The sequence below is a fragment of the Flavobacterium limi genome (assembly GCF_010645075.1).
GTDB classification, from domain to species: domain Bacteria; phylum Bacteroidota; class Bacteroidia; order Flavobacteriales; family Flavobacteriaceae; genus Flavobacterium; species Flavobacterium limi.
The window spans coordinates 167,537-184,581 of sequence record NZ_JAADZV010000001.1 but is presented as its reverse complement, the minus strand read 5'-3'; the positions used below and the strand labels follow the sequence as shown (position 1 = coordinate 184,581).

The window sequence follows — 17,045 nt, the reverse complement described above, 5'->3', positions numbered from 1 at the left end:
AATCTGAAATTCCAAATTCCAAAACTTAGTTCTGGTAAAATAAAAAAATCCCAAATTCCTTAAAAAAAATGGAATTTGGGATTTTTAGCATTTATAATTATTCTGTATTATTTGGATTTGAAACAGCATATTTTTTTAATGAAAAATACGAAACGATACCACTCGTCATCATCAATAGACTACCGAGTACAAAGGGCATCCCTGCAAATTCAAAAGGTGCTTCTTTGTGTGTAAAATAATAAAATAGACTGGACATTATGGGCGGACCGATAATCGTTGCTGCACTCATTAAACTTGCAATTGTTCCCTGAATTTCTCCTTGTTCTGTGGGCAAAACATGACCAGCAATTATAGCCCGTAAAGCCGGCCCGGCAATTCCCGCAAGGCAATACGGAATCAAAAAGAGAAACATCATCCAGCTTTCTGAAGCAAAGGCAAACAACAACATTGCAATCGTATATAATGTCATGCCTATGTAAATACTTTTTTCATTGCCTAATTTTCGGCTGGTCCATCGGATCAGACCACCCTGAACGAGACTTACTAAAACGCCGACAACACCAAGCGAAATTCCGACCATTTTTTCGTTCCAGCTAAATTTGTACATCGTAAAATAGCTCCAGTTGCTTTCAACTGCATGCGCTGCCACATAAATCAGAAACAAGGCAAACAATAAACCATAAAGTGCCGGATATTTTTTCAAATTCAAAAAAGCACCAATTGGGTTGGCTCTTTTTAAGTTAACTGGTCTTCTGTTTTCTTTGGATAAGGATTCTGGAAGAACAAAATAACCGTACAGGAAATTCAGCATACACAAAACTGCCGCAGCATAAAACGGAATTCGGGATCCGTAATGCCCTAAAATACCTCCAAGAACAGGTCCGATGATAAATCCGAGTCCGAAAGCTACACCAATCATTCCGAAATTTTTAGCTCTGTTTTCCGGTGTACTCACATCAGCGATATAAGCAGAGGCTGTCGAAATACTGGCTCCTGTTAATCCTGCAATTATTCTTCCTATAAACAGCCAGGTAATAGTTGGAGCAAATGCCAATAAAATATAATCCAGTGCAAAAGCAAAAAGCGAAATTAAGATTATTGGTCTACGTCCGAATTTATCGCTCAAATTACCTATTAAAGGCGCAAACATAAATTGGGTTATTGCATACGCAAAAGTCAGCCAGCCGCCATATTTTGCAGCTTCACTTACATCGCTGTGTATTAATTCCTTAATCAGTTTTGGAATAACCGGGATAATGATTCCCCATCCGGTAATATCAATTAACATGGTAATGAAGATAAAGCCTATTGCAGCTTGCTTTTTGTTGGATGACATAAATGGGTGGTTAGTTAAACTGAAAAAATCCTTTTTGCTTACTATTAATTAATTTTTCTTTGAATGCTTTTCTTTTGGATTTTTACCCAAAGCCCATAAAATTCCACCAGTAAGATGCTGAATATATACAGGATCCGAATAATCTTTACTATCATGCCCCAAAGCGGTGTAAAACACTCTTGCCCCTTCAAATTCATGAAACCATGCCAATGGAAAGTAATCCCCAAAAATACGTCCCGGATAAACACCTTTATCACTGTCATTCACTGTTCGCAAATCAGCAGCCAATACTACCTGAATATTAGGATTAAGTTCATCCATATAGTAACATTCATCTTGCTTTTTCCAAACTTCGGGAAGTTTTGAAGTCGCAGGATGATTTTTATCAATCACTTTTATTTCGAAAGACTGAAAAGCAGGATGTTTTTTAAATTTCCCTCCTATCATTTGGGTATACCAGGGCCACGAACGTTCAGAATCAGAAGCACTATGAATTCCTACAAAAGATCCTCCCCGCTGGATATAAGCTGCAAATGCCTTCTTTTGTTCTTCTGTATCAAAAATATCATTACACGTATTCGAAAAAACAAGACAGCTGTACTTTGCCAAATTTTCAGTATTCATTACCGAAGCATTATCTGAAACATCAACAATTAAATTATTTGCTTCACCAATTTTCTTTAAAGCCTCTACACTGGCTGCAATATTTTTATGCACATACCCTTTTCCGTTTTTCGTATAAACCAATATGCGTTTTTTAGCTGGCGGATTTGCACAAACAAAATTCAGACCCAATAGAATGGTAAGTAGTATTAGCTTTATTTTCATACCTTGATATTTAATTTTCCGAATATAAAAAGAAAACCCCAAATGATTTTCATCATTTGAGGTTTTTATAATTAAAAGGACTATTGATTACAACTCCAATGCTCTTTTAGCATCACCGTTCATCAATAATTCTACCGGATTTTCTAAAGCTTCTTTAACCGCAACTAAGAAACCAACAGACTCACGTCCGTCGATGATTCTGTGGTCGTAAGAAAGTGCTACGTACATCATTGGGTGAATTTCAACTTTACCGTTTACAGCGATTGGACGCTCGATAATGTTGTGCATTCCTAAGATCCCTGACTGAGGAGGGTTGATAATTGGCGTAGACAACATAGAACCAAATACACCACCGTTAGTGATTGTGAAAGTTCCTCCAGTCATATCGTCAACTGTAATTTGACCGTCACGGGCTCTTAAAGCCAGTCTTTTGATTTCAGCTTCAATTCCACGGAAAGTTAACAATTCAGCATTACGAACAACAGGAACCATTAATCCTTTTGGCCCTGAAACTGCGATTGAGATATCAGCAAAATCATAAGCGATTTTGTAGTCACCATCCATCATTGAGTTCACATCAGGATATAATTGTAACGCTCTTGTAACTGCTTTTGTAAAGAAAGACATAAAACCTAAACCTAATCCACCATGTTTAGCTTTGAAAGCATCTTTGTATTCATTACGGATTTGGTTGATTGGCGTCATGTTTACTTCGTTGAAAGTAGTTAACATAGCTGTTTCATTTTTAGCTGAAACCAGTCTTTCTGCTACCTTACGACGTAACATTGATAATTTTGTACGCTCAGTTCCACGGCTTCCACCAGTTGGAGTTCCCATAGAAGGTACTGCATTTACAGCATCATCTTTAGTGATTCTTCCGCCTTTACCAGTTCCTGAAACTGTTGCAGGAGCAATATTTTTCTCGTCTAAAATTTTTCTTGCTGCAGGAGATGGAGTTCCCGCTGCATAACTTGTAGCTGCAGGAGCCTGAACCGGAGCAGCTTTTGGAGCTTCAGCTTTAACTTCTGCCTTTGGAGCCTCTGCTTTTGGAGCTTCAGCGGCTGGTGCTTCTGCAGCACCACCTGCAGGTTTTGCTGCATCAGTATCAATTAAACAAACTACAGCACCTACTGCTACTGTATCACCTTCTTCAGCTTTTAGTGTAATTACACCGCTCATTTCAGCAGGCAATTCAAGAGTAGCTTTATCTGAATCAACTTCAGCAATCGCCTGATCTTTTTCTACATAATCTCCGTCTTTTACTAACCAAGTTGCAATTTCAACTTCTTTTATTGATTCCCCTGGTGATGGGACTTTCATTTCTAAAATCATCTTGTTTTTTGTTTTTTAAGTTTAGTTTGTTTAAAGTTCCACGTTTTGGAATAACCTGAAACTTTAAACCTGAAACAATTATTTTTAATTATCTGAATAAATTTTTATCGAATACCATTCTGATTGCATCTGCATGTCGGCGTTTTGCACGTGTGTAGCTTCCTGCAGCCGGAGCAGAATATGCTTTTAATGAAGCCAGTCTCCATTTTACAAGATCAAAGTTCATTAACATAAAGCTGTAAGCTCCCATATTTTTAGGCTCTTCCTGTGCCCAAACATAATCATCTGCTTTTGGGTATTTTGCAATGATTTCTTTGATTTGCTCAGCAGGGAAAGGGAATAACTGCTCGATACGAACAACTGCAACATCATTTCTTCCGTTGTTTTCTCTTTCAGCAACAATATCGTAGTAGAATTTACCGGTACAGAAAACTAAAGTTTTAACTTTCTTTTTATCTACTGTATTGTCGTCGATAGTTTCCTGGAAGCTTCCATTTGCTAATTCATCTACTGTAGACACGCATCTTGGATCACGCAATAAACTTTTTGGAGAGAAAACTACCAAAGGTTTACGGAAATCTGTTTTCATTTGTCTTCTCAACAAGTGGAAGAAGTTTGCAGGAGTCGTACAGTCTGCTACATACATATTATGTCTTGCACAAAGCTGTAAGTAACGCTCCATTCTTGCAGAAGAGTGTTCTGCTCCCTGACCTTCGTATCCGTGAGGCAATAATAAAACAATACCGTTTTGGTTGTTCCATTTATCTTCACCACAAGAAATGTACTGGTCAATCATAATCTGGGCTCCGTTAGAGAAATCTCCAAATTGTGCTTCCCATATTGTTAAAGCTTTTGGATTTGCCAACGCATAACCGTAATCAAATCCTAAAACTCCGTATTCTGATAAAAGAGAGTTGAATACGCCAAAGTTTCCTTTTTTGTTTTCGATGCTGTTTAGTAAGATTACTTCTTCTTCAGAATCTTCTACTTTTACAACCGCATGACGGTGAGAGAATGTACCACGCTCAACGTCCTGACCAGAAATTCTAACATCAAATCCTTCTGTTAAAAGCGAACCGTAAGCTAATGCTTCTGCAGTTCCCCAATCAAGAGTATTATTATCATACCCAACCTTTCTGTCAGATACAATTTTGTTGATTTTGTTGATGAATTTTTTATCAGAAGGTAAAGTTGAAATAGTATTGATAATAGAATCCAAACCTTTTTTATCGAAAGTAGTATCAACCTTTTTCAACATTACATCATCAGAAACCTGTTGGAACCCTTTCCATTCATTTTGCATGAACGGAGTAATAATTGTTAATGCTTTTTTACGCGATGCTTCTAAGTTTTGTTCAAGGTCTGCTTTGTATTCTTTTTCAATTGTGTTTACATAATTAGCATCGATAACTCTTTCTGATAAAAGCTTTTCAGCATAAATATCTCTTGGATTTTGATGTTTTGCAATGATTTTATATAAAACCGGCTGTGTAAAACGAGGCTCATCACCTTCGTTATGACCGTATTTTCTGTATCCTAATAAATCGATAAATACGTCACGTCCAAACTCCATTCTGTAGTCTAATGCGAAAGATACTGCGTGTACAACAGCCTCTGCATCATCAGCATTTACGTGTAATACCGGCGAAAGTGTCACTTTGGCAACGTCTGTACAATAGGTTGATGAACGGGCGTCTAAATAGTTTGTTGTAAATCCAACCTGATTGTTGATTACGATATGAATGGTACCTCCGGTTTTGTAACCGTCTAATTGTGCCATCTGGATGATTTCATAAAGTAATCCCTGTCCTGCGATTGCAGCATCCCCGTGAACGGCGATTGGCAATACTTTTGAGAAGTCATCAGCATAATATTTATCTTGTTTTGCTCTTGTGATTCCTTCAATTACAGCTCCAACCGTTTCTAAGTGCGAAGGATTTGGTGCCAAATTGATATTGATGCTTTTTCCTGATCTTGTTTTTTTGTCGGCAGTAAGACCTAAGTGGTATTTTACGTCACCATCAAAATATTCCTGATCGTAATCTTTACCGTCAAATTCGCTAAAGATATCCTGAGTTGATTTTCCGAAGATGTTTGCCAAAACGTTCAAACGGCCACGGTGAGCCATACCCATTACGAATTGCTCCACTCCTTTTTCAGCCGCTTTTTCGATCAAAGCATCCAAAGCAGGGATAATCGTTTCTCCACCTTCTAATGAAAATCGTTTCTGACCTACATATTTAGTATGCAAAAAGTTCTCGAAAGAAACGGCTTCATTTAATTTATTAAGGATCGTTTGTTTTTCTTCTGTTGAGAAATTAGGCTGATTGTTGTTCACACCCAATTTATCCTGAATCCATTTTACAACACCAGGGTTTCTGATGTACATATATTCAACCCCAATATGCTGACAGTAAATTGCTTTAAGACGGGTAATGATATCCTGCAAAGAGCAAGGTGCAACACCAATAACCTGAGCCGCATCAAAAACCGTTGAAAGATCAGCAGTTGTTAATCCGAAGTTTTCAATATCCAAAGTTGGAGATGATGTTCTGCGGTCGCGAACCGGATTGGTTTTAGTGAATAAATGACCTCGTGAACGGTAGCCATCAATCAATTTCAATACGTTAAATTCTTTTTGTAATTTTTCAGAAACTTTACTGTAATCTGTGTTATCGCTAGTCGTTACATACTCAACGATTGTTTGCACAGGATTTTCATCATTATAAGTTGTTTGTCCAAAGTCAAAGCCCTGAAAAAAACTTCTCCAGCTTGGCTCAACGCTGTCTGGGTTTACTAAATATTGATCGTATAATTGTGCAAAAAACTCGGTATGCGCTGCATTTAGAAATGAAAACCTATCCATAATATTTGAGTGAATATACTTTTTGTTATATAGAATGGCAAAAGTACAACAAACGATATTATTTAAATGATTTTTTTACGTACTTTTACGTAAAAATTTGTTAAAAATAGCCTAAACTATGAAGAAAATTCATCTTTCAATCGTTTTCAAATCATTTTTTGTGATTATGATTAGCCTATTTTCAAATTTTGCAAATGCACAGGAACAAAATAATGTAATCGATAACAATTACACATTTTGGGACAAAGTACAATTTGGCGGCGGATTAGGTCTCGGAATTGGTTCGGGCTATACTGACATTTCTGTAATGCCAAGTGCTATTTATAATATAAACGAAATTGTTGCTGTTGGTGTTGGTCTTCAATTTGGTTATTTAGCTTCAAAAAATTACTATGATTCTTATGTATATGGAGGAAGTATTATCGGACTGGTAAATCCTATACCCGAAATCCAATTATCGGCTGAATTAGAACAAGTTCGTGTTAACACGGATTATGATGCAAGAAATGGTTTTCCGTCGTATTCGGATAATTTCTGGAACACAGCACTATATCTTGGAGCCGGTTACAGAACAGGCAGTGTAACTGTTGGTGCCCGATATGACGTTTTATTTGATGATGACAGAAGTTTGTACGGATCTGCATTTATGCCTTTTGTGAGGGTGTATTTCTAAAAGTTTCTAAGTTTCTGAGATTCTAAGTTTTTTTAATTTGATATTAATGAGAAAATGTATTTTAATAATTGCTTATATTTTACTTCTAAGCTGTAATCATTCTTCGAAAAAAGATATTGAAATTGAAAAGGTTGTTAAAAAAGAATCTCGACCTTTTTTTGACTCCGATGAAATTGATCATTATTTTGGAAATTATACTCTTGAAAGTGTAATTGATTTTACAGGAAAAAGTAAAAGATCAAAAAAACAACAAGAGCTTGAAAGTTTGTTTGTTGGATATTTTCCTGATAGTATTCCTAAAAAAGATTTTGGGGAAATTTTGCTAAATCATAATTATAAGAAATCTAATCTTACAATTAAACAACAAAAGCAAATTGAAAATATATTCAGCGAAAAAGACTCTTTACAGATGAATGCATATGCTTGTGTTCCGGAGTATCGCGATATTTTTATTTTTAAAAAGAAAGAAAAGACTGTTGGAATAGCAAAAATTTGTTTTAAATGTAATCGTTTCCAAATTATTGGAAGTAAAATTGACACGCAGTATTTTGGGCTCGGGACTGAATTAGATAAGTTACATAAAATCGTTCGTCCAAATGAAAAAACACCTTAGAATCTTTACTTATAAAAATTCCGAAACCAAACCTTCTGCCATTCTCTTTTTAATATTAAAAAAGAAACTTCTTCAGCAAGACTAACCAAATCTGATCCGTCTAATTGTTTGATTTCGTTTTCCGGAACATCGATTATATAGAGCAAATTAAGGTATTCAGCAAATTTATACTGAATCATTCTGTAGATTTTTTCGTGGAGCTGGATTTTTAATTCATCGGGAGTAATACTTAACGGAAAATCAATTCCCTCGTTTGCCAGATTGAAGTCTTTATTGAGCTGCTCAATCAAGTTCAGGTATAAAGAATCCTTTTGAGCTTCTTCGAATAACAAATCGGTATTTAAGGGAGAAACATACATAGGTTTTTCAATTTCAAAATTCAATGGCAACAAATCAATTTCAATGGCAATTTCAAAAATCAATTTCAATTTAATATTGACTAACTATCTTTTTTGATTTCCAGTAATCTACTATTTTAGACAAAAGCACATCTCCGCCTGCGTAGAAAAAAACTGCACCCATTGGCGGATTGGCCGCCGGAATTACTCCAAACGTTTTTGGCACCCATTTCCAGCATTGAAAATAAGTTCCGCCAAGCTCAATAAAGATAACACAAAGGGCAATGAAATAATATAAGTTCTGCCATTTTTTTCTCTTTAAAACCCAAAAGAAAAGGACCCCGAAAATCAGTGAAAAAATGTCTTTCAGCAAAATTCCAACAGACAAAAACAATATAGCGAACCCAACTGCAAAATACTTCCTAAGAATAGTATCGTTTTTAAGTGCCCATTTCGTATGCGCAAAAACATAACCCGAAGCATACACAATCGCATGACCAAAAGGCACATATAACGGGATCACGGTCGTTCTGTAATTGTACATTCCGAGCAACGTACAAAAAAGCACTTCTCCTATATAGGACAAAAAAACCATCACAAACATGAGTTTCCTTAAATAAGAACCGGAAACCCAAAAGAAAAAAGAGAAATAAATTATGGCTAAAACATTCGTAATTTGTCGCCCGTCAAAATAATTTGCTGCAAAAGGAACACTGTCAATTCCTAAAGCAAAAAGGGTAAAAAAAGGAAAACATAGCGCAAAAAACAACTGGATTCTCGCATTACTATTTCTATCAGCAAAAAAAAGATTATTTACTATGATGTCCATAATTTGAATATTAAACCTTTCTGCCCATTAGATTTTCACCAAAAGTTTTCAGGATATTTTTCTTTTCTGCGTTGATATTCATTTTTTCAAGTGTTTCAAAAGCTTTAAAAGTGTACATTTTTATCGCCTTCTGAGTAGCTTCTGATGCACCTGATTCGTTGAAAATTAACTTCACTTTTTCTATTTTATCTGTGTTATCTTCTAATTGCTGGCTAAATAACTTTTGCAGTTCTGAAGCTTTTTCAGGAACAGAAAACTCCAGTGCTTTCAAGTACAAATACGTTTTTTTGTTTTCGATAATATCTCCGCCTACTTGTTTCCCAAAAGTTTCCGGATCTCCAAAAGCATCTAAGTAATCATCCTGAAGCTGAAAAGCTAATCCTAAGTTAAGTCCGAAATCATAAATTAAATTGGCTTCTTTTTCAGAAGTTTTGGCTACAATTGCTCCCATTTTCATAGCTGCAGCGACCAAAACAGCCGTTTTATACTCAATCATTTTCAGGTATTCAGGAATGGTCACATCTGACCGGTTTTCAAAATCAACATCCCATTGCTGACCTTCGCAAACCTCAAGTGCCGTTTTGCTGAATAATTTAGCTAAATCCCTGAAAATTGTTGGTTCATATTGTTCAAAATATTGATACGCCAGGATAAGCATCGCATCTCCGGACAGGATTCCGGTGTTCAGATTCCATTTCTCATGTACTGTAACCTGCCCTCTTCTTAACGGCGCATCATCCATAATATCATCATGAACTAAAGAGAAGTTATGAAAAACCTCTACAGCCATTGCAGCCGGAAGTGCTATTTCATAATCGGCATCAAAAACTTCTGCAGCCATTAAGGTGAGTACCGGACGCATCCGTTTTCCTCCAAGCCCTAAAATATATTCAATAGGTTCATAAAGATTTTTAGGCTCTTTACTTATGTTTTGCCTTTTTAAATAACTAATAAAAAAATCCTGGTACTGGCTAATATCGTGCATAAAATGGAATTCTGATTTACGAAGCCCAAAGATACAATTCAAATACGAATTATTGTTTTTAAAATTTAAATGGTGACCTGAATTTGAAATTAGCTGATTGAACTCATTTTTAAGACGTTAAAATTATTTTAAAAAAACACGGAAACTTTTTTGGTGTTTTGAGTTTCCTGTTTATATTTGCACACGGAAACTCAAAACACCAAAAAAGTTTCCAAAAGACATTGAGCGATTTTTAAACTCAATAAAATCAAAAATTTATGAAAACAACATGGACCGTAGATTCTAGCCAATCAGATGTTTTAATAAAAATGAGACATTCAATAATTGCTTATTTAGGAGGAACTGCAAACAAGTTTGATGGGTATGTAGATATAGAGGATAATGAAATTGAAGATGCTTCGGTTGCATTTTCATTAGACATTAACAATAAAGCAGATAGTTTTCAGCAAATCGACTCGCACTTGCAGCTGAATGACTTGTTTAATGTAAATGAGCACCCTATTATTAGTTTCAAATCAACCTCTTTTCAAAAAGTAAACAATAATATCAACTTTTTTAAAGGAGACCTAACCATAAAAGATGTTACACGAGTTGTAGAACTTGATGCAGAATTTATTGGTGTGAATACTTATAACGGAGAGAAAAAAGTCGCTTTTGAAATTAAAGGAGATATTAAACGTCAGGATTTTGGTTTAGACTATAATTCCTATAACCACAACGGAGGATTGGCATTGGGAAAAGATATCAAACTTATTGCAAATTTAGAATTCAGCATATAAATCTTACGTAATGAATAAGTTAATGTAAAATTATTACAAATGTGTTGGGGGCTTTTTTGTAACTTTAGTTTCCTAATTACTTTTGCAATACAATTTTGAAAATTAAAATGAAAGAGAAAATCATATCAAAAGCAAGTGAGCTATTTTTAAAACTCGGTTTTAAAAGTGTTACAATGGATGATATTGCAGGGGAAATGTGTATTTCAAAAAAAACAATTTATAAATATTTCTGCAACAAAGAGATTTTAATAGAAGAAAGTACAACTTTAGTTCATAAACAGGTACATGAAATCATTGATACGATTGTAGCTAAAAACAATAATGCAATTCAGGAGAATTTTGAAATCCGTGAAATGTTTTGTGAAATGTTTACAAACAGTTTGGATTCGTCTCCGATATATCAGCTTAAAAAACATTATCCTGATATCTATTATAAGGTCATGACTACCGAAATTGATCAATGCAGTCAATGGTTTAGAGAAAATATTGAAAAAGGAATTCGTGAAAAATTGTATAGAGCAGATTTGAATATTGATGTTTATGTAAGGTTTTATTACACTTTAATTTTTCATATCAATGAGACAACAGTATCAGACAAAGAAGCGCAAAAATTAGAATTAGAAGCCTTAGAATATCATACCAGAGCAATGTCAACTCCTTTAGGAATTGAGGAATTAGAAAAACAACTTAAAAAAATTATTACTTAATCATCAATCCATATGAAAAGAATCATTCTTATATTTTTGTGCACTATTGGCTTATCGGTCAGCGCACAGGTCAAAACACTAACCTTAAAAGAAGCTCTTACTTATGCGCTTCAAAATAAAGCCGAAGCCAAGAAATCAAAATTGCAGATTGAAAACAGTGAATACAAAATTCAGGAAATACGTTCAAGAGCACTGCCACAAATATCTGCAAACGGAAATTTGACATACAATCCCATTTTGCAGTTAAATGCTTTACCTGGAGATTTTTTTGGCGCTCCAGGAACTACACTTTTAGCGCCATTAGGCCAAAAATGGACTTCTACTGCAGGACTTTCTTTAACTCAGGCGATTTTTGACCAATCTGTTTTTACAGGATTGAGAGCCGCTCGTTCTACACGCGAATTTTACCAGATAAACGATCAGTTGACAGAAGAGCAGGTAATTGAAAGAGTAGCAAATAATTATTACTCAGTATATGTTCAACGAGATCTTTTAACTTTATTAGACAGTACATACGCCAATACTACTAAAGTTCGTGATATTGTAAAGGGGCAATTTGACAATGGTTTAGCCAAGAAAATTGATTTAGACCGTATTATTGTAAAACTATCAAACATTGACACAGAGCGCCAACAAGTTAAAAATCAGGCTGAATTACAGGAAAATGCTTTGAAATTTTATATGGGTATGCCAATCGAAACTCAAATAGAAATTCCTTCTGAAGAGTTTGAAGCCACATCGGCAGCATTGACCGAAACTCCAAATGCAGAAAACAGAACAGAATATCTGCTTTTGAAAAAGCAGGAAGAGCTTTTAATATTTAACAAAAAAGCTGTTGAAGCAGGATATTATCCTAGACTTTCATTAACTGCAGGTTACAATTATATTGGTCAGGGGCCTGAAATGCCTTGGTTTAAAAAGCCAAAAGACGGGGTTTACTGGTCTGACTTCTCTGCGATTGGATTAAATTTAAATATCCCAATTTTCACAGGATTTGGAACCCGTGCAAAAGTAAGACAGGCAGATGTTGAAATCAGAACGCTTCAGGAAGATATGAAAGACACCAAACTTTCACTTGATCTGGACTATAGAAATGCGATGACGCAAATCAACAATAATCTGGTGACTATTGAGAACCAAAAAGAAAATATGCGACTTGCAAGTGAAATCTTAAGCAATACCAAAAACAATTACTTACAGGGATTAGCATCATTAACTGACTTATTAGATGCTGAAAATGCAAATCAGGAAGCTCAGAACAATTACAGCAGAGCAGTTCTAAATTATAAAATTGCTGAAATATCTCTAATCAAATCAAAAGGCGAACTAAAAACTCTTATTAAATAACTAATTACAATGAAGAAAACTATTATAACAATCGTAATCATAATCGCAGCTCTGGGTGTGATTGGATATGTTTTAAATAACAACAAAAAAGAGAACAAAGAAAAAACAGATATTGTTGCAGAGAAAAATGCTGCTGTTTCTGTAAAAGTTACACCTGTGAAAACAGAAGAAATTTCATTAGATTTCGTTGCTAACGGAAATTTTGCTCCCATTCAGGAATTGACTTTTTCAGCAGAAAAATCAGGAAAGGTTATCAGCGTTTTAGTAAAAGAAGGTGACTATGTAAGAGTAGGCCAGACACTATTAACTATGAGAGGTGATGTAATTAATGTAAGTGCACAACAAGCCCAGGCAGTTTACCAAAATGCAAAATCTGATTACAGCAGATACGAAAATGCCTTTAAAACAGGCGGTGTTACTAAACAGCAATTAGATCAGGCAAAATTAGCTTTAACAAATGCAGAATCTAATTTAAAACAGGCAAACATCAACGTTGGAGATACAAAAGTAAAAGCTCCAATTAACGGATTTATTAATAAAAAACATATTGAGCCAGGTTCTATCCTAACAGGAATGCCAGCCACTGCTTTATTTGATATTGTAAATACATCTAAATTAAAATTAACAGTTACTGTTAATGAAAATCAGGTGGCAAGTCTTAAAAAAGGGGATAACATCACTATAACTGCTAGTGTTTATCCTGATAAAACTTTTTCAGGAAAAATTACTTTTATTGCCGCAAAAGCAGATGAGTCTTTAAATTTCCCTGTTGAAATCGAAATCACAAATAATTCTAACAATGACCTGAAAGCCGGTATGTACGGAACTGCAAATTTTGCTTCAAAACAACAGAAACAAAACTTAATGGTTGTCCCTAGAAATGCATTCGTTGGGAGTGTAAGCAGTAATGAAATTTTTGTTGCCGAAAATGGTAAAGCCAAACTGAAAAAAGTAACTGCCGGAAGAATTTTAGGTGATAAAGTAGAAATCATCAATGGATTGTCTGATGGAGAAAAAGTTATCACTACAGGTCAGATCAACTTACAGGACGGAAATACAGTAGAAATTATTAAATAAGAGTGATTAGTGCTTAGTAACTAGTCCTTAGTCCCTAGAATTGGGTAAATAGCAAGACTAAACCTAAAAGCTAAGAACTAGTGACTTTAAAAAACTAAGGACTTAATAAAAAAACATATGAAATTAGCCGAAATATCCATAAAACGTCCGTCGTTGGTAATTGTATTGTTTACAATTCTGACTCTTGGTGGATTGTTCAGTTATAGCCAGCTTGGCTATGAGCTGATCCCAAAATTTGAACAAAACGTTATTACAATTTCTACTATTTATCCGGGAGCTTCTCCAAGTGAGGTAGAAAATACAGTTACAAAGAAAATTGAAGATGCGATTGCATCATTAGAAAATGTCAAGAAAATTGACTCCAAATCGTACGAAAGTTTATCCATCGTTTCGATTACACTGACATCAAATGCAAAAGTCGATTTCTCGTTGAATGATGCACAACGAAAAATAAATGCTATAATTAGTGATTTACCGGATGATGTAAAAACTCCTGCACTAACCAAATTCTCATTGAGTGATTTACCAATCATGACCCTTGGTGCTAACGGAAGAATGGATGAAGCCGCCTTTTATGACTTAATCGATAAAAAAGTAGCCCCTATTTTGTCCCGTGTACAAGGTGTTGCACAGGTAAATATCATCGGTGGTTCTGAACGTGAAATTCAGGTAAATCTGGATGCGGTAAAAATGCAGGGCTACGGATTATCTGTTCCTCAGGTACAGCAAAATATTCTGACATCAAATTTGGATTTCCCAACCGGAAACATTCAGACTCGTGATCAAAAAATATTAATTCGTTTAGCCGGTAAATACAAAAGTGTAGAAGAATTAAGAAATCTGGTGGTTTCTTCTCAAAACGGAATCCAGATTCGTTTAGGCGAAATTGCCGATGTTCAGGATACACAGAAAGTTGCAGAGAAAATTTCACGTGTAGATCAAAAAAGTGCCATTGTTTTGCAAATCGTAAAACAATCTGATGCAAATGCGGTTGCGGTAAGTGAGCAATTAAAACAAACAGTTGCTACTCTTGAAAAAGATTATAAAGTAAATGACCTTAAATTAGAAATTGCAAAAGACAGTACAATTTTTACATTAGAAGCTGCTGACTCTGTAGTACACGACTTATTGATTGCGGTAATTCTGGTAGCATTCGTAATGTTGTTCTTCCTTCACAGTATCAGAAACTCATTGATTGTAATGGTTTCGATTCCGGCATCGTTGATTGCTACTTTCATCGGAATTTATTTGATGGGATACACGCTGAACTTAATGAGTTTATTAGGACTATCTCTGGTTGTAGGTATTCTTGTAGATGACGCCATCGTGGTACTCGAGAATATTTACAGGCACATGGAAATGGGTAAAAGCCGAATTCGTGCGTCTTATGATGGAACAGCTGAAATTGGCGGAACGGTAACTTCGATTACTTTGGTAATTGTGGTAGTATTCCTTCCAATTGCTATGAGTTCCGGATTAGTTTCAAACATTATTACACAATTCTGTGTTACGGTAATTATCTCAACGATGTTATCGCTTTTAGCTTCGTTCACTATTATTCCATGGTTGTCTTCCCGTTTCGGAAAATTAGAACATATTGAAGGAAAAAATTTATTTGGAAGAATCATTCTTGGTTTCGAAGATTACCTAACACGTTTTACCAACTGGGTTTCACATTTATTAACCTGGTGTCTGGATCATTATATTAAGACTTTCGTCGTAGTAATTATATTGTTTTTTGCTTCTACCATTGGATTAATGGGCGGAGGTTTCATTGGCGGAGAGTTCTTTGCTTCATCTGATAGTGGAGAGTTCTTAGTGCAGATTGAAATGCCAAAAGATGCTTCATTAGAACAAACCAACTTTATGACTCAAAAAGCCGAAGCTTTCTTAAAATCTCAGGAATATGTTCACAGTCAGATTACAACAGTTGGACAAACAAGTGAAGGTTTTGGTGCCTCTCAGGCAACAGCATATAAAGCTGAGATCGATGTAAAAATGATCGAACAGAAAGATCGTACAGATGATGCGAATGTGTACGCAGCAAAAATGAAACGTAAACTGGAAAAAGTATTAGTTGGAGCAAAAGTAAAAACAGTTCCGGTTGGTATTTTAGGTACTGCTGAAGATGCAACATTAGGCTTAATTGTAACAGGGCCTTCAACTGAAGCAGCAATGGCTTTTGCAAAATTAGCTGAAGCAGAATTACGTACTATTCCGGGAACAACAGAGATTAAATTAACTGTTGAAGACGGAAATCCTGAAATTAATGTAAAAGTGGACCGCGATAAAATGGCTGCTTTAGGATTAACACTTCAAACAGTTGGTCTAACGATGCAAACTGCTTTTAGTGGTAATACAGATGGTAAATACCGTGCAGGTGAATACGAATATGACATTAACATCAGATATAATGCTTTTGACAGAAAAAGTATTACTGATGTAAGCAATTTGATTTTCATCAATGCAGCCGGTCAACAGATTAAATTGTCTCAGTTTGCAGATATTACAGAAGGTTCAGGCCCTAGCCAGTTAGAGCGAAGAGATAAATCGGCTTCGGTAACGGTAAAAGGACAAAACGTTGGGGTACCATCAGGAACGATTGTTGGAATATGGCAGGAGAAATTAGATAAACTTAAAAAACCGGCCGGAGTTAACTACATCTGGGGTGGTGACATGGAGAACCAGTCTGAAGGATTTGGTACTTTAGGAATTGCTTTATTAGCTGCTATTATTTTGGTTTACCTTGTAATGGTAAGTTTGTATGACAGTTTTGCGCATCCATTTGTGGTATTGTTTGCTATTCCGCTTTCGTTTATTGGAGCGATGTTAGCTTTGGCATTAACAAATAACTCATTAAATATCTTTACCATTTTGGGTATCATCATGCTGATTGGTCTGGTGTGTAAGAATGCGATCATGCTTGTCGATTATACTAACCAAAGAAGAGCTGCCGGAGAATCAATCAGAACAGCTTTAATTCAGGCAAACCATGCTCGTTTACGTCCAATTTTGATGACTACTATTGCGATGGTATTTGGTATGTTCCCAATTGCATTGGCATCCGGAGCAGGAGCTGAATGGAAAAACGGTCTGGCATGGGTAATTATCGGAGGATTAATTTCTTCTTTATTCCTAACTTTAATCGTAGTTCCTGTAATTTATAATATTATGGAGAAATTAATTCAAAAATTCTCTAAAGGAGATAAAATCGATTACGAAGCTGAAATGGTTGCCGATTATACACCAACTGAAGTAAGCGAGGACGGTTTTAACCCTAAACATACGCATTAATTAATTGTTGATTTGATTTAAACCTGAAAAGCCTGTTCATT

At 35.4% G+C, this 17,045-nt stretch carries 14 protein-coding genes; 7 read left to right on the top strand and 7 right to left on the bottom strand.

Annotation, left to right across the window (positions count from 1 at the left end; all coding sequences use genetic code 11):
• Window positions 1–97: 97 nt before the first annotated feature.
• From GXM16_RS00815 to GXM16_RS00800, 4 genes are all read right to left on the bottom strand, one after another.
• On the bottom strand, window positions 98–1,336 hold the full coding sequence (locus tag GXM16_RS00815; protein ID WP_163391783.1) for a TCR/Tet family MFS transporter: 1,239 nt from the start codon (window positions 1,334–1,336) through the stop codon (window positions 98–100).
• A gap of 48 nt (window positions 1,337–1,384) precedes the next feature.
• Window positions 1,385–2,164 carry a ThuA domain-containing protein gene (locus tag GXM16_RS00810; RefSeq protein WP_163391781.1) on the bottom strand — a complete coding sequence of 260 codons (780 nt, stop codon included), beginning with the start codon at window positions 2,162–2,164 and terminating at the stop codon, window positions 1,385–1,387.
• 87 nt (window positions 2,165–2,251) lie between these two features.
• Entirely contained in the window at window positions 2,252–3,496 is a 1,245-nt protein-coding gene (gene odhB / locus GXM16_RS00805; protein ID WP_163391779.1) for a 2-oxoglutarate dehydrogenase complex dihydrolipoyllysine-residue succinyltransferase, read from the bottom strand.
• An 88-nt stretch (window positions 3,497–3,584) separates the two neighbouring features.
• Entirely contained in the window at window positions 3,585–6,362 is a 2,778-nt protein-coding gene (locus GXM16_RS00800; protein WP_163391777.1) for a 2-oxoglutarate dehydrogenase E1 component, read from the bottom strand.
• 118 nt (window positions 6,363–6,480) lie between these two features.
• Between GXM16_RS00800 and GXM16_RS00795 the strand changes: the two genes are divergently transcribed.
• Window positions 6,481–7,035: a hypothetical protein gene (locus GXM16_RS00795; RefSeq protein WP_163391776.1), complete on the top strand. Its 555-nt coding sequence runs from the start codon at window positions 6,481–6,483 to the stop codon at window positions 7,033–7,035.
• Between the two features lie 46 nt (window positions 7,036–7,081).
• Window positions 7,082–7,648 carry a hypothetical protein gene (locus GXM16_RS00790; RefSeq protein ID WP_163391773.1) on the top strand — a complete coding sequence of 189 codons (567 nt, stop codon included), beginning with the start codon at window positions 7,082–7,084 and terminating at the stop codon, window positions 7,646–7,648.
• A 5-nt stretch (window positions 7,649–7,653) separates the two neighbouring features.
• On the opposite strand, the gene GXM16_RS00785 is transcribed toward GXM16_RS00790, so the two are convergent.
• The 3 genes from GXM16_RS00785 to GXM16_RS00775 all read right to left on the bottom strand — a co-directional run bounded on the left by GXM16_RS00785 (window position 7,654) and on the right by GXM16_RS00775 (window position 9,800).
• Entirely contained in the window at window positions 7,654–8,007 is a 354-nt protein-coding gene (locus GXM16_RS00785) for a hypothetical protein (RefSeq protein ID WP_163393211.1), read from the bottom strand.
• A 70-nt stretch (window positions 8,008–8,077) separates the two neighbouring features.
• Complete coding sequence (locus tag GXM16_RS00780) at window positions 8,078–8,815, bottom strand: hypothetical protein (RefSeq protein ID WP_163391770.1); 738 nt, start codon at window positions 8,813–8,815, stop codon at window positions 8,078–8,080.
• A 10-nt stretch (window positions 8,816–8,825) separates the two neighbouring features.
• On the bottom strand, window positions 8,826–9,800 hold the full coding sequence (locus GXM16_RS00775) for a polyprenyl synthetase family protein (protein ID WP_163391769.1): 975 nt from the start codon (window positions 9,798–9,800) through the stop codon (window positions 8,826–8,828).
• Window positions 9,801–10,057: 257 nt separating this feature from the next.
• Between GXM16_RS00775 and GXM16_RS00770 the strand changes: the two genes are divergently transcribed.
• The 5 genes from GXM16_RS00770 to GXM16_RS00750 all read left to right on the top strand — a co-directional run bounded on the left by GXM16_RS00770 (window position 10,058) and on the right by GXM16_RS00750 (window position 17,004).
• Window positions 10,058–10,579, top strand: a complete 522-nt coding sequence (locus tag GXM16_RS00770; RefSeq protein ID WP_163391767.1) for a YceI family protein — start codon at window positions 10,058–10,060, stop codon at window positions 10,577–10,579.
• Between the two features lie 107 nt (window positions 10,580–10,686).
• Window positions 10,687–11,286: a TetR/AcrR family transcriptional regulator gene (locus GXM16_RS00765; RefSeq protein ID WP_163391765.1), complete on the top strand. Its 600-nt coding sequence runs from the start codon at window positions 10,687–10,689 to the stop codon at window positions 11,284–11,286.
• 12 nt (window positions 11,287–11,298) lie between these two features.
• Window positions 11,299–12,633, top strand: a complete 1,335-nt coding sequence (locus tag GXM16_RS00760; RefSeq protein WP_163391763.1) for a TolC family protein — start codon at window positions 11,299–11,301, stop codon at window positions 12,631–12,633.
• A gap of 9 nt (window positions 12,634–12,642) precedes the next feature.
• On the top strand, window positions 12,643–13,710 hold the full coding sequence (locus GXM16_RS00755) for an efflux RND transporter periplasmic adaptor subunit (RefSeq protein WP_163391761.1): 1,068 nt from the start codon (window positions 12,643–12,645) through the stop codon (window positions 13,708–13,710).
• A 117-nt stretch (window positions 13,711–13,827) separates the two neighbouring features.
• The gene (locus GXM16_RS00750) at window positions 13,828–17,004 is read left to right on the top strand and encodes an efflux RND transporter permease subunit (protein ID WP_163391759.1); all 3,177 of its coding nucleotides are present in this window, start codon (window positions 13,828–13,830) and stop codon (window positions 17,002–17,004) included.
• Window positions 17,005–17,045 lie beyond the last annotated feature (41 nt).